Origin of the sequence: Vibrio renipiscarius, from assembly GCF_000827885.1 — a bacterium.
Taxonomy (GTDB): Bacteria; Pseudomonadota; Gammaproteobacteria; order Enterobacterales; family Vibrionaceae; genus Vibrio; species Vibrio renipiscarius.
In genome coordinates, this window is sequence record NZ_JTKH01000021.1 from 61,883 (window position 1) to 85,861 (window position 23,979).

Annotated in this window: 19 protein-coding genes and 2 tRNA genes; 5 read left to right on the forward strand and 16 right to left on the reverse strand. The window is 45.6% G+C overall.

Going from position 1 to position 23,979, the window contains the following annotated elements; translation table 11 throughout:
• Positions 1-19: 19 nt before the first annotated feature.
• On the forward strand, positions 20-454 hold the full coding sequence (locus tag OJ16_RS11370) for a DUF1499 domain-containing protein (protein ID WP_040990746.1): 435 nt from the start codon (positions 20-22) through the stop codon (positions 452-454).
• 95 nt (positions 455-549) lie between these two features.
• Here OJ16_RS11370 and truB read toward each other — a convergent pair whose 3' ends face one another.
• From truB to rlmE, 12 genes are all read right to left on the reverse strand, one after another.
• Positions 550-1,503, reverse strand: a complete 954-nt coding sequence (gene truB / locus OJ16_RS11375; protein ID WP_040990749.1) for a tRNA pseudouridine(55) synthase TruB — start codon at positions 1,501-1,503, stop codon at positions 550-552.
• Entirely contained in the window at positions 1,503-1,898 is a 396-nt protein-coding gene (rbfA, locus tag OJ16_RS11380; protein WP_040990751.1) for a 30S ribosome-binding factor RbfA, read from the reverse strand. The genes truB and rbfA overlap by 1 nt, the downstream gene beginning before the upstream one ends.
• Before the next feature lie 111 nt (positions 1,899-2,009).
• Positions 2,010-4,703 carry a translation initiation factor IF-2 gene (gene infB / locus OJ16_RS11385; protein ID WP_040990753.1) on the reverse strand — a complete coding sequence of 898 codons (2,694 nt, stop codon included), beginning with the start codon at positions 4,701-4,703 and terminating at the stop codon, positions 2,010-2,012.
• A gap of 21 nt (positions 4,704-4,724) precedes the next feature.
• Positions 4,725-6,212, reverse strand: a complete 1,488-nt coding sequence (nusA, locus tag OJ16_RS11390) for a transcription termination factor NusA (protein WP_040990755.1) — start codon at positions 6,210-6,212, stop codon at positions 4,725-4,727.
• Between the two features lie 35 nt (positions 6,213-6,247).
• A complete protein-coding gene (gene rimP, locus OJ16_RS11395; RefSeq protein ID WP_040990757.1) occupies positions 6,248-6,703 on the reverse strand; it encodes a ribosome maturation factor RimP in 456 nt (151 codons plus the stop codon).
• Positions 6,704-6,914: 211 nt separating this feature from the next.
• A tRNA-Met gene (locus OJ16_RS11400) sits at positions 6,915-6,991 on the reverse strand.
• A 56-nt stretch (positions 6,992-7,047) separates the two neighbouring features.
• Positions 7,048-7,131, reverse strand: a tRNA-Leu gene (locus tag OJ16_RS11405).
• Between the two features lie 9 nt (positions 7,132-7,140).
• Entirely contained in the window at positions 7,141-7,479 is a 339-nt protein-coding gene (gene secG, locus OJ16_RS11410) for a preprotein translocase subunit SecG (RefSeq protein WP_040991075.1), read from the reverse strand.
• 247 nt (positions 7,480-7,726) lie between these two features.
• The gene (glmM, locus tag OJ16_RS11415) at positions 7,727-9,067 is read right to left on the reverse strand and encodes a phosphoglucosamine mutase (RefSeq protein ID WP_040990759.1); all 1,341 of its coding nucleotides are present in this window, start codon (positions 9,065-9,067) and stop codon (positions 7,727-7,729) included.
• A 25-nt stretch (positions 9,068-9,092) separates the two neighbouring features.
• Positions 9,093-9,923 carry a dihydropteroate synthase gene (folP, locus tag OJ16_RS11420; RefSeq protein WP_173425000.1) on the reverse strand — a complete coding sequence of 277 codons (831 nt, stop codon included), beginning with the start codon at positions 9,921-9,923 and terminating at the stop codon, positions 9,093-9,095.
• A 51-nt stretch (positions 9,924-9,974) separates the two neighbouring features.
• Complete coding sequence (ftsH, locus tag OJ16_RS11425) at positions 9,975-11,945, reverse strand: ATP-dependent zinc metalloprotease FtsH (RefSeq protein ID WP_040990763.1); 1,971 nt, start codon at positions 11,943-11,945, stop codon at positions 9,975-9,977.
• A gap of 107 nt (positions 11,946-12,052) precedes the next feature.
• Positions 12,053-12,682, reverse strand: a complete 630-nt coding sequence (gene rlmE, locus OJ16_RS11430) for a 23S rRNA (uridine(2552)-2'-O)-methyltransferase RlmE (RefSeq protein ID WP_040990764.1) — start codon at positions 12,680-12,682, stop codon at positions 12,053-12,055.
• 137 nt (positions 12,683-12,819) lie between these two features.
• Between rlmE and yhbY the strand changes: the two genes are divergently transcribed.
• A complete protein-coding gene (gene yhbY, locus OJ16_RS11435) occupies positions 12,820-13,116 on the forward strand; it encodes a ribosome assembly RNA-binding protein YhbY (protein ID WP_040990766.1) in 297 nt (98 codons plus the stop codon).
• An 80-nt stretch (positions 13,117-13,196) separates the two neighbouring features.
• Here yhbY and greA read toward each other — a convergent pair whose 3' ends face one another.
• On the reverse strand, positions 13,197-13,670 hold the full coding sequence (gene greA, locus OJ16_RS11440; protein ID WP_040990768.1) for a transcription elongation factor GreA: 474 nt from the start codon (positions 13,668-13,670) through the stop codon (positions 13,197-13,199).
• 529 nt (positions 13,671-14,199) lie between these two features.
• Here greA and OJ16_RS11445 point away from each other — a divergent pair.
• Positions 14,200-15,252 carry a porin gene (locus OJ16_RS11445; protein ID WP_040990770.1) on the forward strand — a complete coding sequence of 351 codons (1,053 nt, stop codon included), beginning with the start codon at positions 14,200-14,202 and terminating at the stop codon, positions 15,250-15,252.
• 98 nt (positions 15,253-15,350) lie between these two features.
• Positions 15,351-16,781 (forward strand): serine-type D-Ala-D-Ala carboxypeptidase, encoded by a 1,431-nt coding sequence (gene dacB, locus OJ16_RS11450; RefSeq protein WP_408063503.1) that lies wholly within the window; start codon positions 15,351-15,353, stop codon positions 16,779-16,781.
• On the opposite strand, the gene OJ16_RS11455 is transcribed toward dacB, so the two are convergent.
• Both OJ16_RS11455 and tyrS read right to left on the reverse strand, forming a co-directional pair.
• Entirely contained in the window at positions 16,760-17,605 is an 846-nt protein-coding gene (locus OJ16_RS11455) for a magnesium transporter (RefSeq protein WP_040990772.1), read from the reverse strand. The genes dacB and OJ16_RS11455 overlap by 22 nt on opposite strands.
• Before the next feature lie 432 nt (positions 17,606-18,037).
• A complete protein-coding gene (gene tyrS, locus OJ16_RS11460) occupies positions 18,038-19,225 on the reverse strand; it encodes a tyrosine--tRNA ligase (protein ID WP_040990774.1) in 1,188 nt (395 codons plus the stop codon).
• A 128-nt stretch (positions 19,226-19,353) separates the two neighbouring features.
• On the opposite strand from tyrS, the gene OJ16_RS11465 reads away from it, so the two are divergent.
• Positions 19,354-20,643: a peptidoglycan DD-metalloendopeptidase family protein gene (locus OJ16_RS11465; RefSeq protein ID WP_040990776.1), complete on the forward strand. Its 1,290-nt coding sequence runs from the start codon at positions 19,354-19,356 to the stop codon at positions 20,641-20,643.
• Positions 20,644-20,810: 167 nt separating this feature from the next.
• Here OJ16_RS11465 and OJ16_RS11470 read toward each other — a convergent pair whose 3' ends face one another.
• Positions 20,811-23,978, reverse strand: a complete 3,168-nt coding sequence (locus tag OJ16_RS11470; RefSeq protein ID WP_040990778.1) for an efflux RND transporter permease subunit — start codon at positions 23,976-23,978, stop codon at positions 20,811-20,813.
• Between the last annotated feature and the right edge of the window lies 1 nt (position 23,979).

Sequence of the window (23,979 nt, forward strand, 5' to 3'; positions counted from 1 at the left end):
TAATTCAAAGACAAACAACATGAAAAAAACCTTACTTCTCTGTTTAAGTAGTTTAATCGTGGCAGGTTGTAGCCATGGAGGAACGGCAATGAAAAATAAGATAGACCAAGTATGCGGTGACAAACCCAATTGCGTATCCACTCTAGATCAGCGTAAAAAGTTCCACATCGCGCCTTACCCCCTAAAGGCTGATGTTACCCTTATTCAAGTTGAACAAGCCGCACTTGAGCTACCAGGCGCAAAAACAGCGATTATCGAGGGGGACTACCTACGGATTGAATGCACCAGCACGATTATGCGTTTTGTCGATGATTTAGAGTTACAGATTAAAGATGGTCAACTGGTGGTTCGTTCGGAATCTCGCGTCGGTTATTCTGATTTTGGCGTCAACCGTAAGCGCGCTGAGCAGCTTAGAAACTATTTAAATGAAGCAGGACTACTTGGAGCAGAATAGCATCCAGAAATTCTCTTGGTATTCCATGATGAACAATACAAAAAAGCCACAGCTTACGCCATGGCTTTTCAATCGTTTCCACTGTCTCTTACTGATTACTCAGCGTCAACAGGCTCACGGAACACAACCAAACGCTTAGGGGCAACACGGCCTCTATCGTCGATTTGCGCGACACCGATGAAGAGTTTTTCATCACCACTGGTCATACGCACGGTACCGTCAGCAGGCGCACCTAAAACTTGAACTGGCATCCCGTGCTGAACTAAATCAGTTAGCTCGGCATTCAAATTCACTTCAGGTAAATCTTCAACCGCAGAGTCCATTGGCATAAGCAATGGGTCAAGCAGTTCACGCGGTGAAACTTCATCGCGATGCGCTTGCTCTAGCAGTTCATTCAGTTGCTCAAGCGTTACCATCTTCTCATAAGGGTATTTAGCAACAGCGGTACGACGTAGCATGGTTACATGCGCGCCACAGCCTAGCATTTCACCTAAATCATCAACGATAGTACGGATGTAGGTGCCTTTTGAGCAATGTACTTCCATTTCCACTTCATCGCCTTCAAAGCGATGTAGGACAATTTCATACACTGTGATTTTGCGTGATTCACGAGGAACCTCGATGCCTGCTCGAGCATATTCATACAAAGGCTTGCCTTGGTACTTCAGTGCAGAGAACATCGACGGTATTTGATCTGATTCGCCACGGAATGTGTCAATACTTGCTTCAAGCTTCGCCAAATCAACATCGATTGGACGAGTCTCAACGACTTCACCATCAGAATCTGACGTGTTCGTGCGCTCACCTAATTTGGCGATCACTCGGTAACGTTTATCTGAATCCAGCAAGAATTGAGAAAACTTAGTCGCTTCACCCAAGCAGATCGGCAGCATGCCGGTTGCGAGTGGATCTAGAGCGCCAGTATGACCGGCTTTTTCAGCAAAATAGATGCGCTTTACTTTTTGCAGTGCATCGTTTGAAGAAATACCCGTTGGCTTATCCAATAGGATAACACCATCAATAGGACGACCTTTACGACGGCGAGCCATTACTCTTCGTCCTCACGACCTGCTTCTTTTTGCTTACGCTTGTCTTCGTTCAACACTTCGCTTACTAGGCTAGACATACGCATACCTTCAACAAGTGTGTTGTCGTAAGTAAAGCGAACTTCTGGTGTTAGACGGTGACGAATGCGCTTACCTAGTAGCATGCGAACTGGCACTTCGTGCTCTTTCAGCGCTGCTAGACAGCTTTCAGGTGTTTGATCGCCTACACATAGGAAAGTAACGAATACTTTCGCGTAAGCAAGATCACGTGATACTTCAACGTCAGAAATGGTAACCATACCTAAACGTGAGTCACGAACTTCGCGCTGAAGGATCAATGCGAGTTCTTTTTGCAGCTGTTGTGAAACACGCTGCGTGCGGCTAAATTCTTTTGCCATAATCATTTCTCTTAAATAGAAAGAATGGGGGGATGGTTATCCCAGCCCCCCATGGTGTATTCAACAACCAATTACTAATTACCTATCAAGGTATTAAGTAATTTTAGTCTATTAATCTAGCGTACGCTTGATTTCGATGATTTCGAATACTTCGATTTGGTCGCCTACGCGAACATCGTTGTAGTTCTTAACGCCGATACCACACTCGTAACCGTTCTTAACTTCTTGAACGTCATCTTTAAAGCGACGTAGAGACTCTAGTTCACCTTCGTAGATAACAACGTTATCACGCAGTACGCGGATTGGGTTGTTACGCTTAATTAGACCTTCAGTAACCATACAGCCTGCGATTGCGCCTAGTTTCGGTGACTTAAATACGTCACGTACTTCTGCAAGACCAATGATCTCTTGACGGAATTCAGGAGCAAGCATACCGCTCATCGCTTGTTTAACTTCGTCGATTAGCTGGTAAATGATTGAGTAGTAACGTAGATCAACACTTGCAGATTCAATCGCGCGACGTGCAGATGTATCAGCACGAACGTTGAAACCAAGGATGATAGCGTTAGAAGCTTCAGCAAGTACTGCGTCAGTTTCAGTAATACCACCAACACCAGAACCTACGATGTTCACTTTAACTTCGTCAGTTGACAGTTTCAGTAGTGAATCAGCGATAGCTTCTACAGAACCTTGTACGTCAGCTTTCAGTACAACGTTTAGCTCAGCAACTTCACCAGCAGTCATGTTCGCGAACATGTTCTCTAGTTTAGATTTCTGCTGACGAGCAAGTTTCACTTCACGGAACTTACCAGCACGGTAGTTTGCAACTTCACGAGCTTTACGCTCATCACGAACTACAGTCGCTTCGTCACCTGATGACGGCACACCTGAAAGACCTAGGATCTCTACAGGGATAGACGGACCAGCAGAGGTAATCTCATGACCTAGCTCATCGCGCATTGCACGTACACGGCCGTACTCTTGACCACAAAGAACGATATCGCCTTTGTTTAGAGTACCAGACTGAACAAGAACAGTAGCAACTGGACCACGACCTTTATCTAGGCGAGATTCAACAACTACACCAGACGCCATGCCTTCAGCAACAGCAGTCAGTTCTAGTACTTCAGACTGAAGAAGGATTGCTTCTAGAAGACCATCAATGTTGGTACCTTCTTTCGCAGAGATGTGAACAAACATGTTCTCACCGCCCCATTCCTCAGGAATAACGTCGTATTGAGCAAGCTCATTCTTAACGTTGTCTGGGTTTGCGCCTTCTTTATCGATCTTGTTCACTGCAACAATCAGAGGTACGCCAGCCGCTTTCGCGTGCTGAATCGCTTCAACTGTTTGTGGCATTACGCCATCGTCTGCTGCAACAACAAGTACAACGATATCCGTCGCTTGAGCACCACGAGCACGCATAGCGGTAAACGCCGCGTGTCCAGGAGTATCAAGGAAGGTGATCATGCCGTTTTCAGTTTCAACGTGGTAAGCACCGATATGCTGGGTAATACCACCCGCTTCACCAGATGCAACGTGAGTACGACGAATGTAGTCAAGCGTAGATGTTTTACCGTGGTCAACGTGACCCATGATAGTAACAACTGGCGCACGAGATACAGCTTCAGCACTATTATCACGATCGCTCAATACCGCTTCTTCAAGCTCGTTCTCTTTACGAAGAATAACCTTGTGGCCCATTTCTTCTGCAACAAGAGCTGCAGTTTCTTGGTCAATCACTTGGTTGATAGTCGCCATAGCGCCCATCTTCATCATCGCCTTGATAACTTCAGTTGCTTTAACTGACATTTTGCTAGCAAGTTCAGATAGAACGATTGTCTCACCAATCACAACATCAGATTTTGCAACAGCCGCTGTTTTATCAAATGCTTGAGTTAGTGAGCTAGGCTTAGACATCTTGCCACGACCGCCACGACCACCGCGAGCGTTACGACCGCCACGCTCTTGTGAATCGCTTTTCGCAGACATTTTCTTCTGCTTACGACGACGAGTAGAACCCGCTTCTTCTTTAAGATCGGCAGCGTCTTCCGCTTCACGAGCATAAGTTGAAGTTGTCACGTGGTAGTCAGAATTCTCTAATTCTTTCTTTTTCTTTTCTTCTTCAGTCCAACGCTCGCTGTTTTCTTCAGCAAGTTTACGAGCTTCTTCAACAAGCTTTGCAGCTTCTTGTTCCGCTTTGCGTTGAGCTTCTTCTTCCTGACGACGTTTTAGTTCATCAGCTTCTTTTTTAGCTTGCGTATTAACATCCGCATTTTTTGCATTCATGTCTTTCTTAGCCTTATCAGCTTGTACGCGTTGGGCCTTCTCTTCAGCGTCGCGCTTTGCATCCGCTTCTCGCTTCGCTTTCTCGTCGGCCTCGCGTTGTGCTTTCTCTGCAGCTTCGCGTTGTGCTAGTTCCTCAGCCTCACGCTTCGCTAGCTCTTCCGCTTGTTGCTTAGCTGCTTCTTCAGCTTCACGATTTGCTTCGTCTTCAATAGAGCTGCGTTTTACGTAAGTACGTTTCTTACGTACTTCGACTTGAACATCTTTACTCTTACCGCCACCAGCGTTAACACTCAGTGTACTACGAGTTTTACGTTGCAACGTTAAACGCGTAGGTGCTGAGTCTCCCGACTCGTCGCCGTGTTCTTTTTTTAGATGACTAAGAAGCTGTTGCTTCTCGTCTTCTGAAATCGCATCACTGCCTGATTTGTTCATTCCCGCATCAGCAAGTTGTTCAATCAAGCGGTCAACTGGCGTACCAATCTCTTCACCCAGAGTTTTAACTGTTAGTTGTGTCATTCCGCTTCTCCTTGCTGAAAATTATTCTTCGTCTCCGAACCAACAGATGTTACGTGCAGCCATGATTAGCTCACCAGCTCGCTCGTCAGTTAGTCCTTCAACGCCTTCAAGATCATCAATACCTTGGTCAGCCAGGTCTTCAAGTGTTGCCACACCCTTCGCTGCCAATTTAAATGCCATTTCACGCTCTAGGCCTTCCAAGCCTAGTAGATCATCTGCAGGCTCAACGCCGTCAAATGTTTCTTCTTTTGCAAGTGCAAGTGTCGTTAATGACTCTTTCGCGCGGTTACGCAACTCTTCGATGATTTCTTCGTTTAGACCATCAACTTCTAGAAGCTCACCTACTGGTACGTATGCAATTTCTTCTAGACTAGAGAAACCTTCTTCAACAAGCAGTTGAGCAAAGTCTTCTTCGATATCCAGGTACTTCATGAAGTTTTCGATCGACGCTTGTGATTCTTCAGCGTGTTTCTTCTGTAGATCAGCAACCGTCATTACGTTTAGTTCCCAACCAGTCAGTTGAGATGCTAGACGTACGTTCTGACCATTACGGCCGATCGCTTGAGCAAGGTTGTCAGCTTCAACAGCAATGTCCATCGCGTGTGCATCTTCATCGACGATGATTGATGCTACATCTGCTGGCGCCATTGCATTGATAACGAATTGCGCTGGGTTATCATCCCAAAGCACGATATCGATACGCTCACCGCCAAGTTCGCCAGAAACAGCTTGTACACGTGCGCCACGCATACCAACACACGCACCAACAGGATCGATACGACGGTCGTTTGTTTTCACTGCGATTTTAGCACGAGAACCTGGATCACGAGCAGCTGCTTTCAGTTCGATGATTTCTTCACCGATTTCTGGCACTTCAACACGGAACAGTTCAGCAAGCATTTCAGGCTTAGAACGTGTAACAAACAGTTGGAAACCACGAGCTTCTGGCGCTACTTTGTAAAGTAGACCACGAACACGGTCACCTGGACGGAAGTTTTCGCGAGGAAGTTGATCATCACGTAAAATTACCGCTTCAGCGTTATTACCTAGGTCAAGAACGATTGTTTCACGGTTTACTTTTTTAACTGCACCCGTAACAAGCTCACCTTCGTTGTCGATGAATTGCTCAACAATTTGTGCGCGCTCAGCTTCACGTACTTTTTGTACGATAACTTGTTTCGCTGTTTGAGTGGTAATGCGGTCAAACGTTACTGATTCAATTTCGTCTTCAATGAAGTCGCCAAGTTGAACCGTTTCGTCATCGTATTGTGCAGCTTCAATAGAAATTTCTTTTGTTGGAAATTCAACTTCAGCAACAACTAGCCAACGGCGGAACGTTTCAAATTCACCAGTTTTACGGTCAATAGCAACGCGAACGTCAATTTCGATTTCGCGTTTTTTCTTAGTAGAAGTAGCTAAAGCGATTTCTAGTGCTTCGAAAATACGCTCACGAGGTACACCTTTCTCGTTCGATACTGCCTCTGCTACCGCTAAAATTTCTTTACTCATTTTAAATAGCCTCTAAGCTTTTAATTTTTAGGGACCTAAAATTTAGGGATCAGGTTAGCTTTGGAAATGTTGCTTAATGCAAACTGCTCTTCATTACCATCAACAGTAACAGAGACGGTCTCGCCTTCAACAGATAGGATTTCACCTTTCCATTTACGACGGTTATTCACAGCCATCTTCAAAACGATATTCACCTCATGACCAATAAATTGCTCATAGTGCGCCGCTTTGAATAGCGGTCTTTCTAAACCAGGAGAAGAAACTTCAAGGTTATATACCACTGAAATAGGGTCTTCTACATCAAGTACAGCGCTTACTTGGCGGCTAACTTCTGCACAGTCTTCTACGAATATGCCATTTTCATGGTCAATAAAAATACGTAGCGTTGAGTGCTCTCCTGCACGAATAAATTCTAATCCAACTAACTCATGTCCTGACGCTTCTACAGCCGCCTCGAGCATTTCTGCTAATTGTCTTTCTAAACCAGTCATTTGAACCACTCCAGAAACAAAAAAAGGGCATAGAGCCCAATTTAAATTCCAAGCAAGATCTAGATTCTTGAATTTACAAGAATTTAGATAACAAAAAACCCCGAAATAGTCGGGGTTTTTTATTGCTGGACCCTGATGTGTTAAACATTAAATGTTTAACTTGTAAAGTAAACGCGGTTTACTTTACACAAACTTGCCTTCATCAAAGGATTGGTTGCGGGGGCCGGATTTGAACCGACGACCTTCGGGTTATGAGCCCGACGAGCTACCAAACTGCTCCACCCCGCGTCCGACTTATTGAGCATTATACGCTCAAATTAAGTATTTACAAGTTTGTAAATCAATGGTGCCGAGAGAGGGACTCGAACCCTCACACCTAAGGCACTAGCACCTCATGCTAGCGTGTCTACCAATTTCACCATCTCGGCATTAATCGCTTATTGCGGGATTTCTTCGCTCAAAGGAGCTGGAACATCACTCGCTACGTCATCAGCAGTCTGCTCAATTACTTGACCTTGCGTAGGGTCAATCCACTGAGATTCAGTTTTGTGTGTTGATAGATTACCTAACACCAAGCTGATAACGAAAAATACTGTTGCAAGAATTGCAGTCATTCGGGTTAAAAAATTACCTGAGCCGCTTGCGCCAAACACTGTGTTTGATGCGCCTGCACCGAATGAGGCTCCCATATCTGCGCCTTTACCTTGTTGAATCAACACTAGGCCGATAACACCAACCGCTGCCAACAGGTAAATCACAAGTAGAACTGAAAACATGTTGTCCACCTATGTTCCAAATTGTTAGGCCAGCGACGTTCGAAATCAAATTCCTGAACAAGGCTAGCGACCTCCTTACTGAAGGCCGAGCAATACTAGCGAAACCCAACAAGGCTGACAAGCGAAATATGCCCAAATAACTCAACTTTACAATCAAACGGTTAAAAAACTGACAATTCCTATCTAAATCACAGACAACCAGCGAAAAAAAGGGGCGATACGCCCCTGACCATTGAGAGAAAAACGATCAAAAACTCGCTTTCACTGCTTCTGCAATTTTCAATGCGGAACTTTGGACAAGATCGGCATCTTCACCTTCAACCATTACACGAATCAATGGCTCAGTGCCTGACTTGCGTAACAGTACACGACCTTTCTCGCCCAGCACCGCTTCAACTTCTACAACCGACGCTTTCACTGCATCAGCTTCAAGTGGGTTGCTTGTTCCACTAAAACGAATGTTTTCTAGCACTTGTGGGTACAACGTCATACCTTGAGACAATTCATTCAAGGTCATTTCGCTGCCAATCACTGATGCCAACACTTGTAGAGCCGCAACAATTGCGTCACCCGTGGTTACTTTATCAAGTAAGATCACATGGCCTGAGTTTTCAGCGCCAATTTTCCAACCTTTTTCTTGCAAGCGTTCCATAACATAACGGTCGCCAACCGCCGCGCGAACAAATGGGATACCAAGCTGTTTCAGGCCATTTTCCATGCCTAAGTTGGTCATTAGCGTTCCAACCACACCACCTTTAAGCTCGCCACGACGTAGTGCGTCACGTGCAATGATGTAAGCAATTTGGTCACCGTCGACTTTATTGCCTAAGTGATCCACCATGATGATGCGGTCGCCGTCGCCATCAAAAGCAAGACCTAGAGCAGCACCTTCTTCAACAACACGTTTTTGCAACGCACGTACGTCTGTCGCTCCAACTTCAGCATTGATGTTAATACCGTTCGGCTCAACGCCCATTGCAATGACGTCAGCACCCAGCTCAGAAAATACTGCCGGAGCGATGTGGTAAGTGGCGCCGTTTGCACAATCGACAACGATTTTTAAACCCGCAAGACTTAGCTCTGTCGGGAAAGTGCTCTTACAAAATTCGATATAACGACCCGCCGCGTCATTCAAGCGCATCGCTTTACCTAGCATTGCAGACTCAACACATTCAATGTCTTTGTCTAATTCGGCTTCAATGGCTAGCTCGACATCATCCGGTAGTTTCATACCTTCAGACGAGAAGAATTTAATGCCATTGTCGTAGTATGGGTTGTGGGACGCTGAAATCACGATCCCCGCTTCCGCGCGGAAGGTTTGCGTCAGATAAGCAACCGCCGGCGTTGGCATTGGGCCAGTAAACGTGGCTTGTAAGCCCGCAGCCGCAAGACCAGCTTCTAGCGCTGACTCCAACATATAGCCAGAAATACGCGTATCTTTACCAATGATGACTTTTTTTGTGCCTTGCTTAGCCAGAACTCGGCCTGCCGCCCAGCCTAGTTTAAGGACAAAGTCAGGAGTAATAGGATATTGACCAACCTTGCCACGAACACCATCGGTACCAAAATAACGTCGTTTATCAGACATGAGGTTTCCTTTGTTATTATTGAATTTAATTGTTATTTAAAGTAGCGGTCACTACTTTAATTGCATCAAGCGTTTGTTCAAAATCATGCACACGTAGGATCTGCGCACCTTTCATTGCGGCAATAGTAGCGCAACTCACGCTGGCTGCAACACACTCTGCGGGTGTTTTATCCAACAATTTAAACAACATTGATTTGCGTGACATTCCCGCTAATAACGGCAGGTTAAATTGATGGAAGCTCTCTAAGTGTGCCAGCATTTGATAATTGTGTTCCAATGTTTTTCCAAATCCAAAGCCTGGATCAAGAATCAACTGCTGTCGGTCAATTCCTGCCGCTTCACACGCTCGAATGCGTTCTTGTAAAAACGCCCCTACGTCATTGATAAGATCATCATAACTCGGATTGGCTTGCATGCTGCGCGGTTGACCTTGCATATGCATTAAACAGATCGGCAATCCTGCTTGTGCGGCCACATTCAGCGCACCCGGTTCTTGCAAGGCACGAACATCATTGATGATATCGACGCCCGCCTCAACAGCTTGGCGCATGACTTCCGCTTTGCTGGTATCAATCGATATCCAAACGTCGTGCTTGGCGCGAATGGCTTTGATCACAGGTATGACACGAGCAAGCTCTTCTTCAAGTGTCACATCGGGAGCACCCGGTCGTGTGGACTCTCCGCCGATATCAATAATGGACACCCCAGCTGAGATCATTTTTTCCGCTTGGCTTAATGCATTATCAAGTGAATTGAATTGACCACCATCAGAGAATGAATCCGGAGTCACATTGAGAATCGCCATGACGTGTGGCAGAGAAAGGTCGAGAACTTTATTGTTGGCTGTTATTTTCATCATATATACAAAAACCCCGAGTTTCCTCGGGGTTTATTTTTAAATACTCAATTATTCGGCGTCTTTTTTCTCTACCGCTTCGCTTGATGTGCTTTCTTGAGAAGCCGCTTGTTCATCAGTCTTAACTGACTCAGGCGCTTTCTCTTCAGCTTCTGGCTTGGCTTGAGGTTTATTATCATCCGACTTATTCGACGGAGAATCTCCCCAACCTGCTGGTTCGCGAATATCCGATTTGCGTTCCATTAGGTCATCAATTTGACCCGCATCAATCGTTTCATATTTAACAAGCGCATCTTTCATCGCGTGCATGATATCCATATTTTGTTCTAGGATTTCACGAGCACGAGCATAGTTGCGGTCGATAATCACACGAACTTCATCATCAATCAGTTTCGCGGTATCGCTTGAAATATGTTTGGTCTGAGTCACACTGCGGCCCAAGAATACTTCGCCTTCATCTTCTGCGTACAAAAGTGGACCAAGTTTTTCTGAGAAGCCCCATTGCGTTACCATCTTGCGCGCAATATCGGTTGCACGTTCGATGTCGTTAGACGCACCCGTTGATACATTTTCAACGCCGTAGATAATCTCTTCAGCTAGACGACCACCGTACAAACTTGAAATCATTGATTCAAGGTGCAGACGAGTCATGCTGACACGATCTTGCTCAGGTAGGTACATCGTCACACCCAGCGCACGACCACGTGGAATGATAGACACTTTGTACACTGGATCATGTTCAGGTACCAGGCGACCAACAATCGCATGGCCCGCTTCATGGTATGCTGTAGATTCTTTGGTTTCTTCTGACAGCACCATTGAGCGACGTTCTGCACCCATCATGATTTTATCTTTCGCTAATTCAAACTCAACCATAGAAACATTGCGTTTGTTTCCACGCGCAGCAAATAGTGCCGCTTCGTTTACTAGGTTTGCTAAATCAGCACCAGAGAAACCCGGTGTACCACGAGCGATCAGCGATGGGTTAACATCATCCGATAGTGGCACTTTACGCATGTGAACTTTAAGAATCTGCTCACGACCACGGACATCTGGTAGACCAACCACAACCTGACGGTCAAAACGACCTGGACGCAGTAGAGCTGGGTCAAGTACGTCTGGACGGTTCGTTGCCGCAATAACGATGATACCTTCGTTACCTTCAAAACCATCCATCTCGACCAGCATTTGGTTTAGTGTTTGTTCACGTTCATCGTGACCACCACCAACACCTGCGCCACGTTGGCGACCAACCGCATCAATTTCATCGATAAAGATGATACATGGTGCCGCTTTTTTCGCTTGTTCGAACATGTCACGCACACGAGATGCACCAACACCCACAAACATTTCAACGAAGTCAGAGCCTGAAATAGTAAAGAATGGTACTTTAGCTTCGCCTGCAATCGCTTTCGCTAGTAAGGTTTTACCCGTACCTGGAGGACCGACCATCAACACACCTGTCGGGATCTTACCGCCCAATTTCTGGAAGCGACTCGGATCACGTAGGTAGTCAACCAACTCTTTTACATCTTCTTTTGCTTCATCACAGCCCGCAACATCCGCAAAAGTCGTTTTGATTTGTTCTTCACTCATCATACGAGCTTTGCTCTTACCGAAGGACATTGCGCCTTTACCGCCGCCGCCTTGCATTTGACGCATGAAGAAAATCCACACACCAATTAGTAAGATCATTGGGAACCAAGAGATGAAAATAGTACCCAGTAAGCTTTGCTCTTCTGGTGGTGTACCTTGAACTTTCACGTTTTGGTTAATTAAGTCATCAAGAAGCTTCTGATCATAAACTGGCATGTAGGTAACATTTTTCGCACCTGCGCCACGACGAACGAAAGTGATTTCGCCATCTTTAAAAGTTGCTTCCTGAATCTGGCCTTGGCCAACTTCCTGTACAAACGTAGTGTAATCAACCGCCTTGCCGTTACTTTCACTTGGCCCGAAGCTCTGGAAAACCGACATCAACACTACAGCGATAACAAGCCACAGAATTAAATTTTTTGCCATGTCACTCAAGGTGTCAGCCTCTCGATAACTAATTGTAATTAAAGGTAGGGTACTACAGTTCGTAGACTGTAGCTATAGTGTTAACCGTCGCTTAAACAAGCAAATAGTTAACCTTTGTAACCAGTGGCTACAACAAAGACTTCACGGGATCGAGCTCGTGAAGAGTCCGGCTTTCTAATCTTTACGGTCTTGAACATGTCACGTATTTCCTTCACGTATTGATCGAATCCTTCTCCCTGGAAGACCTTGACAACAAAGCTACCATTTGTGGCTAGAACTTGTCGACACATATCCAATGCGAGTTCAACTAAATACATCGCTCTTGGTTGGTCAACGGAGCTATTCCCCGCAATGTTTGGTGCCATGTCTGACATCACTACATCCACCATTGATGGCTGAATTCTGTCTAAAAGCGCTTCCAGTACTGCTTCATCACGGAAGTCACCTTGTAGGAAACTTACGCCCGCAATAGGATCCATAGGTAATAAATCACAGGCAATAATTTGCCCTTCATCACCTACTATCTTAGCAGCATATTGAGACCATCCACCGGGAGCTGCGCCTAAATCAACGACAGTCATCCCATTTTTCAACAATTTATCTTTTGTTTGGATCTCTTCCATCTTGAAATAGGCACGTGAACGGTATCCCTTTTTACGGGCTTCATTTGCGTACTTATCATCAAAGTGTTCTTTCAACCAACGGCCAGAACTCGCCGAGTGTTTCTGTTTACTCATTTTAATCCTAACAAGCTACAAAAAGGAGCTATTGTTGTAATAGGGTCAGCCTATTGCTCAATAAATTATAGTCTTCTGCAATAGATGGCGTTAAAATAGCTTTTTTCAACCCTTATTTAAAGAAAATTGGCCGCGTAATGAACCTAAGCACCAAACAAAAGCAGCACCTAAAAGGCCTAGCACACAGCTTAAAACCAGTTGTGCTACTTGGCGCAAATGGACTAACGGAAGCTGTTCTAGCGGAAATTGAAATCGCGCTGAATCATCATGAACTGATCAAAGTAAAGATCGCCACGGAAGACCGTGAGACAAAAGTTCTGATTGTTGACGCTATCGTGCGTGAATCTGGCGCTGAAAAAGTACAAGTTATCGGTAAAACACTTGTTCTTTTCCGTCAAACTCAAGAGCGTAAAATCGAACTTCCACGTAAGTAAGTTCCATTAATACGCAATAAAAAAGGTCGCCATGGCGACCTTTTTGCTATCTATAACTTTTGTTATCTAAAACAAAGCAATTAGATATATTCAACACGGTCGATTTCGAAATCACGCTCACCACCTGGGGTAGAGATCACAACTTCATCACCTTCCAATTTGCCGATTAGACCACGTGCGATTGGCGAGCTCACTGAAATGCGGCCGCTCTTAATGTTCGCTTCGTCTTCACCCACAATTTGGTATCTTTTTTCTTCTTCGGTATCGCAATCAATCAGAGTCACGGTTGAACCAAAAATGATTTTTCCGTTATTTTCCATCTGAGTAACGTCAATCACTTGTGCCACTGACAGTTTGTATTCGATATCACGAATTTGCGCTTCGCAAATGCCCTGCTCTTCGCGAGCAGCATGGTATTCAGCGTTCTCTTTTAGATCGCCCAGTTCACGAGCTTCAGCAATTGCGATCGAAATTAGTGGGCGAAGCTTTAATAGTCGTTCTAGCTCTTGACGCAGCTGCTGTTCGCCACGTGCTGTCATTGGGACTTTTTCCATCATATACCTCTAGGCCAAAGCAAACTTTGGACAAAATAAAAAATACCCAGCCCACAAGAGCTAGGTAGTCAATACGCTTATCAATTTAGCTTAGTGTAAACAAACTTATTGTTTAAATCATCTTAAATCCATTCAGGACTCAAGCCTTCATACTTTGTGTCACATTTCTTACCCTAAAAGATGCAATATCTCCCCTTTAGAAAGATAAAAAAACATAAAAACAAGAAAAATACGCCTATTTCTCGAGCGAAGGCAAATTATTCAGCACACCTTATACCTCAAGCGTTCGAACCATAACCACGACAAATAGAACACTGTTCACAATCCAAATTTATATCGTTTTACTAACCGTGTAAGGAACTTTGGCGGTAAAACTAATCCCACGAAATGCAGCCATGGCTAATACGTTGATTTCATTCAACTCGCTGAAGCGCTGCTCACAGTAAGAGATGACGTTAAACGTTAAATGGACAGATGGCTTCATTTCTCAATAACAACGATTTATGGACAAAAATTTAGGACTGATAAGATGAACAAGACTCTGATTGCCCTAGCAGTATCAACTGCTGCCCTAGCGACTGGTGCACAAGCTGCAGAACTCTACAACCAAGATGGTAACTCTATCGATATGGGCGGCCGTGCAGAGGCGCGTCTATCTCTTAAAGATGGCAAAGCCGAAGACAAATCTCGTATCCGTTTAAACTTTCTAGGTAAAGCTCAAATCACTGACGGCCTGTACGGTGTTGGTTTCTACGAAGGTGAGTTCACTACAGCTGAAAATGGTCTAGGGACTGACGCTGACGACACTAGCGACCTAACTAACCGTTACGCATACGCAGGTCTTGGCGGTGCATTTGGTGAAGTCACTTACGGTAAAAATGACGGTGCGCTAGGTGTAATCACAGACTTTACAGATATCATGGCCTACCACGGTAACTCAGCAGCAATGAAAATCAACGTTGCAGACCGTGCTGACAATATGATTTCGTACAAAGGCGAATTCAACAATCTTGGCGTAAAAGCAAGCTACCGTTTTGCTGACCGTACTGAGCTAAACGCAGCAGGTAACATTGCAGGTCCTGATGAAGATGTTGCATCATACGGTGACAATAACGCTGACGGTTACTCACTATCGTCTATCTACGCGGTAGGTGATACCGGCCTAGCATTAGGTGCAGGTTATGCAAGCCAATACTCTGGTGCTGATGAGCAAAATGAGTACATGCTAGCAGCCTCTTTCGCTATCAATGACTTGTACTTCGCAACCACGTTCACTGATGGTCAAGTTCAAGAGAAAGATGGTGACTACACTGGTTACGAATTTGCAGCGGCGTACACTTTAGGTCAAACCGTATTTACATCGACTTACAACAACGCAGAAACTAACGATGAAACGTCTGCGGATAACATTGCGATCGATGCAACGTACTACTTCCAACCTAACTTCCGCGGTTACGTATCATACAACTTCAACCTAATCAGTGAAGGTGACAAGTTCGGTACTGCTGGCTACTCAAACGTAAAAGCGACATCAGCTCAAGCTGAAGACGAAATTGCACTAGGTCTACGTTACGATTTCTAATTAACGGACTCTTAGTCACAAACATTAAACGCCTGCTCACTTGCAGGCGTTTTTTTTATATACTCAAAGAACCATTCGTCTCACTCGTTTACGTTCATATGATGACACCACTCTTTCGTTCGGCTGTTACCAGCATCATTTGTTTGTCTTCCAGCTTCGCTTTTGCTTACGCTCCGATTGAACATTTACCTCAAGGTAGCCGCGTTTCTATTGCTATTGAGCCACTTAACGGTAAGAAACCCTTTTTAACCACCTCAAACCGTGATCAGTTTTTTCCGCCCGCCAGTACGCTCAAGGTGGTGACTGCACTCGCGGCAAAACTCGCGCTGGGTGATGAATTTCAATTTAAAACACGATTGGAATCGAACCAACATGATGTGGTGATTCGTTTTAGTGGTGACCCAACGTTAACCCGTCAAGACCTGAAACAATTATTAACCTTGGCGCGCCAACAAGGCATTACTACCATCAAAGGTGACCTCTGGCTCGATAACAGCGCATTTAATGGGTATGAACGTGCGATCGGCTGGCCCTGGGATATTACCGGTGTTTGTTATAGCGCTCCCTCATCCGCCATCACTTTAGATGAGAACTGCGTTCAAGCTTCAATTTATGCCAATAAAGATGGTTCAACTCGAGCTTATACCCCAGAGCACTTCCCTATTTATCTTTCAACCACAGCAAAAACGATTTCAAAACAGCGCTACGAAGAGACGCATTGCGATTTAGAGCTGCTGACTACACCAGAAAATCACTACCAGCTGTCAGGCTGCTTAGTGGAGCGTAGCAAGCCGCTGCCGCTCAAATTTGCAGTACAAAATCCAACCCTGTACACCCAAAGAACCGTTCACGCGCTCTTGAACCAGCTCAATATCAAGTTAGTGGGCGATGTAAGAGTCGGGACACCTGAGATAAGCAATCTAAAACCGATAGCCACTCACTACTCAGCCAAGCTGCCAGAGCTACTCACTGTCATGCTGCAAAAATCCGACAATCTTATCGCTGACAATGTGACTAAAGCCATCGGCCAACATCACTTCAACTTACCAGGCAGCTACAACACCGGTACGGAAGCGATAAAACAAGTGATCGGAGAAAAAACGGGGATCAACATCGAGCGAAATACAATCGTTGATGGTTCGGGGTTATCGCGCAACAACCGCTTTACCAGCGCCGATATGACCGCACTTCTGCGTTATATTTGGCAGCATGACGAACAGCTAGGATTGATCGCTTTAATGCCGACCGCAGGGAAAAATGGCACCTTAAAATACCGCAGCAGCATGCGTAATGAACCGATCAAAGGTCAATTGGTTGCCAAAAGTGGGTCGGTTTATGGGAGTTATAATATGGCGGGATTTGGCTTAAATAAACAAGGCCAAGCAACCACCTTATTCGTGCAGTATGTGGCGGATTATCTGCCAACAAAAAAGGACAACGATACACCGACCGTTGCCCCTATCACTCAATTTGAACAGCAGTTCTATGAAGACGTGCTCAAATACAGTCAGGCAAGCCCTAGGAAGTAATTCACCACACTGAAATAGATCCACATGCCGGATATATCAACCACTGAGGCTAAAACTGGACTCACTAATACTGCGGGGTCCAGTTTGCAAGCTCGCGCCAATATGGGCAGTAAGCCACCCAAGGTGGTCGATAGCGTGACCTGAATAAAGAGTGCCACCGCAATCGCAAGGGCAATAATCTGCAAGTCAAAGCCACCAGCACTCCCCTCAGGGCTGAACCAGAGAATACGCCCAATCATTACCAGCGAAATCGCGAGAGCTAAGCACACGGCAACTCGACTCTCTTTCCATAACACTTTTAACCACTGACGTTTTTTTAGATCTCCGGTCGCCAAGGCTCGAATCACTAACGTCGCGGCTTGTGTTCCCGTATTCCCCCCCGCCGCCGCAATCACTGGCATATAAATCGCCAGTAGAACTAACTGACTCAGGGTGTCTTCATATTGAGCAATAATCAGACCAGACACGATCCCAAGCAACGCCAACGCGATAATCCAGCCAATGCGTTGACGAACATGACCCATCACCGAGGTTGCAAGATAACTGTCGCTGCTCATCACTTCAGAGTAATAAAGTCCAAGGCGGCTGGCATAATGACGCGCAAGTCTATCGTGCCCTTGCCCCTCTAACTGATGAATGAGTTGTTGAACATACCCCAATGAACAGTGCTGCAAAATAGCCACCGCTTCATCAATGGGCATGACAGCAAGTAAATTTACTTGCTGTGCTTGTTCGTACTTTAAAAAAGCATTCCGTGCTGCACCAATCTCCTCAACAGAGAAGTGCGGCGCATTTTCCACATAGATGTTATTCATTACCGTCATGGCGAATCTCCCGATTGGCAAGGTAACGACCATCAAATACAACGGGCAACAGCACACAATGCGTCGATAAAACGCCAAAAGCAATGATGCGCAAAGGCAAACGAACCATAAAATAGGGTTTGAATGGCGTGTGATTACGTTGTATTGAAATCTAGAAGAGTGGCAACGAAAAGAGAGAACAAAGAAGCCCTACCCGATGGGTAGACGCATATAAGGCAATACCGATTGGGGGGTTAGTGATCGCCCTTATTCTTAGTCACCCTAAGACTGGGGGGATGGTCGGTATTGTTCATTAAAAACTCCAAATTCACTACCCACACGGTAGCGCGATTATGATAACAAAATGCCCAGCAGATAAAAGCCTCAAGCCCGTTTTTAAGCCAATAAAAAAGCGCCTATACAGGCGCTTTATCAATCAGGGGTGAATCATCATTATTTAATGGTGATTCGAGCAAATTTACGCTTACCAACTTGGAAGACATAGGTGCCAGCCGCTAGCGTTAGCTTAGCATCTGCCACTTTTTCACCGTCCATTTTCGCCGCGCCTTGCTTAACCATACGCATAGCATCAGAAGTAGAAGCACATAGACCCGCTTCTTTTAGCAAGTTAGCCACTGGCGTTTCTGCATCAAATTCAAATTCAGGCATTTCGTCTGGAATTTGGTTCTTAGCAAAACGGTTAATGAACTCTTGCTCAGCGGCGTCAGCATCCGCTTCTGAATGGAAACGAGCAATGATCTCTTTTGCAAGCAGAATCTTAACATCACGAGGGTTCTTTCCGTCTGCAATGTCCGCTTTGAACTGTGCAATTTCAGCCAGTGGGCGGAATGACAACAACTCGTAGTAGCTCCACATTAGATCGTCAGAGATCGACATGATCTTACCAAACATTTCGCTTGGCGCTTCACTAATACCGATGTAGTTGTGCGCTGACTTAGACATCTTCTTCTCGCCATCTAGGCCAACAAGAAGCGGCATCATCAGTACCGCTTGTGGTTTTTGACCGTGCGCTTTTTGCAGCTCACGACCCATCAGCAGGTTAAACTTCTGATCGGTACCACCTAGCTCTACGTCGGTTTGCATTGCAACTGAGTCATAACCTTGAAGCAGCGGATACATAAACTCATGAATTGCAATAGGCTGACCGCCCGCGTAACGCTTTTTAAAATCATCACGCTCTAGCATACGTGCAACCGTTTGGTTAGATGCTAGACGGATCATACCTTCCGCGCCTAATTCAGATAGCCACTCAGAGTTGAATGAAATCGTCGTCTTCGCCGGATCTAAAATTTTAAATACTTGCTCTTTGTACGTTTCCGCATTCGCAAGCACTTGTTCACGGCTTAGAGGTGGGCGTGTTGTATTCTTACCTGATGGATCACCGACCATTGCCGTAAAATCACCAATCAAGAAAGTTACTTCGTGTCCAAGCTCTTGGAACGCGCGCAGTTTGTTAAAGATAACTGTATGACCCAGATGGATATCTGGTGCTGTTGGATCGGCACCTAATTTGATGCGAAGAGGGCGTCCCTCTTTCAGCTTAGCAATCAGTTCTTCTTCAGGAATCAGTTCCTCGACACCGCGCTTAATCTCGGCCAGTGCTGCTTCAATACTCGCCATTCTTGTTCACTCCCACAGATTTGGCAAAAATTTGGTAATTTTACATCTTACTTGAATAGCGATGCTTTTTGAAACCAGTTAAACTAGCAAGCTAGCTTTTTTTGTCGAAAATATAATACGGACATGCAATGTTGTCGCTTTTCGCTCGACTCCCAATACTTCATCGGGCTTTAATTCCCCTTTTTATCGTTTTAATTGGCGTTGCTTTGGCGCTGCCAGAACCCCAGTCTTTACGTGATGAAGAAGGCCTCTATGAGGTGGGCAAGAATTACCCACTCGAAATTAACCCCGCGAACCTAGTCGTCACACCGATGGCCCAACCGCTGTCTCAATTACGCTGGGAACAACACAAAGTTGCCCCAGGTGAAAGTGCAGCCATTCTCTTTCAACGTGCAGGCCTGTCTTCACGCTTGCTCTATCAACTCACCACTTCCAGTAAAGAGATTGAACAGCAACTGACGAAGTTACGTCCTGGCGACATCCTGAAATTTGGATTCGACGCCGATGACGAACTGATCCAAATTCAACGCCCACTGAGCGCTTACGAAACCTACCAAATAACAAAATCAGGCGACAGCTTCAAAAGCAGTGTTGATACCAAGGAAGTGAACTATCAGTACAACTACGCCGAAGCTTCGATTAGTTCGAACTTCTGGAATGCGGCCATTACCGCAGGACTAACCGCCAATCAGATTATGGAATTAGCTGGCATTTTTGGTTGGGATATCGACTTCGCATTAGATATTCGTTCTGGCGATAGCTTTAAAATTCTTTATCAAGAAAAAATTGTTGAGGGCGAAGTCGTTGAACGTGGACAAATCATCGCGGCCGTTTTCACAAACCAAGGTGATACGTTAAAAGCAATTTTGGATGACAAGACGGGCAATTACTACGATGAAGAGGGACGCGCTATGAAGAAAGCCTTCCTACGCTCACCACTTGATTTTCGTCGCGTAACCTCCAACTTTAACCCAACTCGTCGCCACCCTGTGACGGGGAAAGTACGCGCTCACCGAGGCACCGATTATGCCGCGCCGGTTGGCACGCCTATTTGGGCCGCTGGTGATGGGGTGGTATTAAAATCAAGCTACAACCAATTTAACGGTAATTACGTATTTATTAAACACAGCAATATTTACGTGACCAAATATCTGCACTTAACACGTCGTATGGTCAAAACGGGCCAACGCGTGAAACAAGGACAAACCATTGGTACGCTGGGTGGCACAGGACGCGTAACGGGCCCGCATCTACACTATGAGTTTTTGGTCAATGGCGTGCATAGAAACGCGCGCACGGTAAAACTGCCGCAATCAAAATCATTGACGGGTAAAGCCAAACAAACCTTTATGGCTAACGCAGAAAATAGATTGAAGAACCTTGAACGTTATCGAGAATTGCTCGTCAATCATAAATAATTCATACCAACCTAGAGACGTAAGTGGTCAAATATTTGCGTTAGTTCGAATGATTAGAATGAACCGTTAAATGGAAAAAGCGCAGGGTGAACGTTCTGCGCTTTTTTATTAATTTTATTTTGTCACTCTCAAGCGAATAATGACCGAATCGGATCTGAGGCTCGAAATTATCCCATCGATTCCATCTTACCTTGCGCTCCAGGCTCTACTCCTGATTTCTCAGCCACAAGCGGAGCTTTCGTTACTTCTTCTTGCTCAACCTCTTTTCGTCCCAACATCAATAAACAAGGCGTCAAAACCAACGTCAATACCGTTGCAAAGGCGAGGCCACCAGAAACGGCGGTGGCAAGTTGTGACCACCACTGTGTACTTGGTGCTCCAAACTCCACCTTCTGATTAATTAAGTCGATATTCATCTCCAACACCATCGGCAACAAGCCAAGGATAGTTGTGACCGTCGTCAATAGGACCGGGCGCAAACGCTGTACGCCAGTGCGTAAAATGGCTTCACGTTTATCCAGGCCACGGCGACGTAATTGGTTAAACGTATCAATCAAGACGATGTTGTTATTTACCACGATCCCCGCAAGAGCGATAACACCAATGCCCGACATCACCACACCAAACGGGCGTTGGAAAATCAGCAAACCAGCAAAAACCCCCACTGTTGAGAACAATACCGCACTCAAAATCAAAAAGGCTTGATAGAAACTATTGAACTGAGTAATCAAAATCAACGCCATCACCACCAAGGCGACAAGGAAAGCATTCTGCAAAAATGCCGACGAGTTTTGTTGCTCTTCATTTTGCCCACGCAACTTAAACTCAACGCCATTAGGTAGTGATATCTCACTGAGCGCTTGCTCAATTTTAGGTAGCTCAAGTGCCAGGTTATAGCCCTCTTTGATGTCCGCTTTGATACTGATAATGCGTTGGCCATCAACACGGTGAATCGTATCTTGTTTGTGATCAGACACAATACTCGCAAAGTTCGTGATCGGAACCATGCCAAGCGCGGTTTTGACTCTCAGTTGATCAAACTTACCAATATCTCGCTTCTCTTCTGGATAACGAACAATGATATCAACCTCTTCATTTGAATCATCGGGTAAGTAATCCCCTATCCTTAAGCCATTAGTGACAAACTGCACCGTATTACCGACTAAGGTCGCATCAGCAGCAAAGCGAGAAGCATCATCACGACGAATATCGATTTGCCAATCAATACCCTCTTTACTCGAGTTGTCGCTGATATTGGTTAATGCCCCATAACCGTCGGCCCATTCACGCACCTGCTTCGCCCCCGCATCCAACTCATCAAGATTAAGTGATGACATTTCGATCACAAGGTCATGCTCAACCGGCGGCCCTGCGTCTGGGAACTTATATTCAATTTCAACGCCAGCATATTGGTCGGTTTGCTGTTTTAGATCGTCAATGATGTCTTTTACTTTGCGGCGATACTGCCAATCCACAGGCGTGATCTGAATTTGACCAATCTCATCATCGCCGCCAGTACGGGTGTACACGCTTTCAAACTCATCGTGCCCCATCATCATTTGTTCGATGTCGCGCATGATGTCATCTTTTTCATTGATCGAAAGATCACCATAGGAGCGCACTTTGACCGTAAAGAACGGAGGATCAACCTCAGGGAAAAATTCGGCGCCTAAACCGGCTTTGTTGTACGCCGTGCCCACACCAAGCGCTAAGGCGATCGCCAATAATAAAATTTTAATCGGATGGTTAATGGCGACGTTAAGCGTATGGTAATAAAGCTTGGTAATACCGGTCGCTTGCGAAAAGTCGCCATCATGTAAAGCCACCATACGCTGACGACTTTCAGAGGTCACATTTTGTGGTTTACCGAATAAGCCCCCCAGAACCGGAACAAACAACATCGCCATTACCAATGAGGCGGAGAGAGTGGCAATCAAGGTTAAGGGCAAATACTTCATAAACTCGCCCGTAACATCAGGCCAAAATAGCAAAGGGGCAAAAGCGGCTAAAGTCGTCGCGGTAGAAGCGGTAATCGGCCACGCCATCCGTTTAGCGGCATCGCGATAAGCTTGCTTTCTCGGCACGCCTTCTTGCATGCGTCGATCGGCAAATTCCGTCACCACAATGGCACCGTCCACCAGCATGCCTACGGCCATAATAAAGGCGAACAAAACAATAATATTGATGGTAATGCCAAACACCGACAGCGCTAACAACCCCGCCAAAAATGAACCGGGAATCGAGATGCCAACTAACATCGCGGTGCGCATACCTAAGATGGCAATGATGACGATCACCACCAAGATAATCGCCGACAATATGTTATTTTGCAGGTCGTTAAGCATCATCTTCACATCGTCTGATTGATCCCAAGTGTACTTAACCAACAAGTTATTCGGCCATTCTGGCAGCTTTTGTGCTTCTACCAGCACCGCTTTTACCAGCGCCACCGTTTCGATAATGTTCTCACCAGCACGCTTACTCACATCGAGCACCACCGCCGACTCTCCATCAAGGCGAGCGTAGCTTTCTGGATCACGGAAGGCGCGGCGCACCGTCGCGACATCCGCAAAAGTAATCACTTGTTTGCCATCGACCTTAATCGGCAACTCAAGCACATCTTTGAGCGAATCAAATACGGAAGGTACTTTTACCGAAAAACGACCATACCCGGTATCAACAAACCCGGCTGCGACCACGCGATTGTTCAGTGCGATTAAATTGTAAATATCCGCTTGATCAAGGCCATAGCTCTCCATCAATAAAGGGTCGACAATAATCTCAACGATGTCTTCACGATCCCCCGCAATGTTGACTTCCAACACTTGGCGATAACTTTCGAGCTTATCTTGTAAGCGGCGGGCAATTTGTACAATCGTGCGTTCCGGCACCGTGCCATACAACACTAACGATAAAACCGGTTCTTCGGATGCCAGTGTTACCTCATTAACCGTTGGCTCATCACTATCTTCAGGCAATTTTGGCTTGGCAAGATCGACCGCTTCACGCACATCCGCCATCGCTTTATTGAGATCCATCCCAACCGAAAACTCCAACATCACTGAGGCATGGCCTTCCGATGCGGTTGAAGTCATCTCTTTGACTCCCTCAATCGAACGTAGCTGTTGTTCAATCGGACGCACGAGTAGCCGCTCGGCATCAACCGGTGAAATACCTTGGTGGCCAACGGCAACATAAATGATCGGGATCGTAATGTCTGGGCTCGATTCTTTCGGGATCGTGATATAGGTAATCACACCGGCAATCAAAATAAACACCAATAGCACCAGCATGGTTCGCGTACGCGACAAGGCCGCATCGATTAAGCTAAACATA

What these genes read in the sequence shown, in the direction of transcription:
- rimP (WP_040990757.1), bottom strand. Translation starts at nt 6,703, where the DNA reads ATGACTGGTTTAGAAAGACAATTAGCAGAAATGCTCGAGGCGGCTGTA.
- secG (WP_040991075.1), bottom strand. Translation starts at nt 7,479, where the DNA reads ATGTTTTCAGTTCTACTTGTGATTTACCTGTTGGCAGCGGTTGGTGTT.
- rlmE (WP_040990764.1), bottom strand. Translation starts at nt 12,682, where the DNA reads ATGAGTAAACAGAAACACTCGGCGAGTTCTGGCCGTTGGTTGAAAGAA.
- folP (WP_173425000.1), bottom strand. Translation starts at nt 9,923, where the DNA reads ATGAAAATAACAGCCAACAATAAAGTTCTCGACCTTTCTCTGCCACAC.
- truB (WP_040990749.1), bottom strand. Translation starts at nt 1,503, where the DNA reads ATGGCTCGCCGTCGTAAAGGTCGTCCTATTGATGGTGTTATCCTATTG.
- infB (WP_040990753.1), bottom strand. Translation starts at nt 4,703, where the DNA reads ATGACACAACTAACAGTTAAAACTCTGGGTGAAGAGATTGGTACGCCA.
- OJ16_RS11470 (WP_040990778.1), bottom strand. Translation starts at nt 23,978, where the DNA reads ATGTTTAGCTTAATCGATGCGGCCTTGTCGCGTACGCGAACCATGCTG.
- OJ16_RS11445 (WP_040990770.1), top strand. Translation starts at nt 14,200, where the DNA reads ATGAACAAGACTCTGATTGCCCTAGCAGTATCAACTGCTGCCCTAGCG.
- rbfA (WP_040990751.1), bottom strand. Translation starts at nt 1,898, where the DNA reads ATGGCAAAAGAATTTAGCCGCACGCAGCGTGTTTCACAACAGCTGCAA.
- yhbY (WP_040990766.1), top strand. Translation starts at nt 12,820, where the DNA reads ATGAACCTAAGCACCAAACAAAAGCAGCACCTAAAAGGCCTAGCACAC.
- greA (WP_040990768.1), bottom strand. Translation starts at nt 13,670, where the DNA reads ATGGAAAAAGTCCCAATGACAGCACGTGGCGAACAGCAGCTGCGTCAA.
- OJ16_RS11455 (WP_040990772.1), bottom strand. Translation starts at nt 17,605, where the DNA reads ATGACGGTAATGAATAACATCTATGTGGAAAATGCGCCGCACTTCTCT.
- ftsH (WP_040990763.1), bottom strand. Translation starts at nt 11,945, where the DNA reads ATGGCAAAAAATTTAATTCTGTGGCTTGTTATCGCTGTAGTGTTGATG.
- tyrS (WP_040990774.1), bottom strand. Translation starts at nt 19,225, where the DNA reads ATGGCGAGTATTGAAGCAGCACTGGCCGAGATTAAGCGCGGTGTCGAG.
- dacB (WP_408063503.1), top strand. Translation starts at nt 15,351, where the DNA reads ATGATGACACCACTCTTTCGTTCGGCTGTTACCAGCATCATTTGTTTG.
- OJ16_RS11465 (WP_040990776.1), top strand. Translation starts at nt 19,354, where the DNA reads ATGTTGTCGCTTTTCGCTCGACTCCCAATACTTCATCGGGCTTTAATT.
- OJ16_RS11370 (WP_040990746.1), top strand. Translation starts at nt 20, where the DNA reads ATGAAAAAAACCTTACTTCTCTGTTTAAGTAGTTTAATCGTGGCAGGT.
- nusA (WP_040990755.1), bottom strand. Translation starts at nt 6,212, where the DNA reads ATGAGTAAAGAAATTTTAGCGGTAGCAGAGGCAGTATCGAACGAGAAA.
- glmM (WP_040990759.1), bottom strand. Translation starts at nt 9,067, where the DNA reads ATGTCTGATAAACGACGTTATTTTGGTACCGATGGTGTTCGTGGCAAG.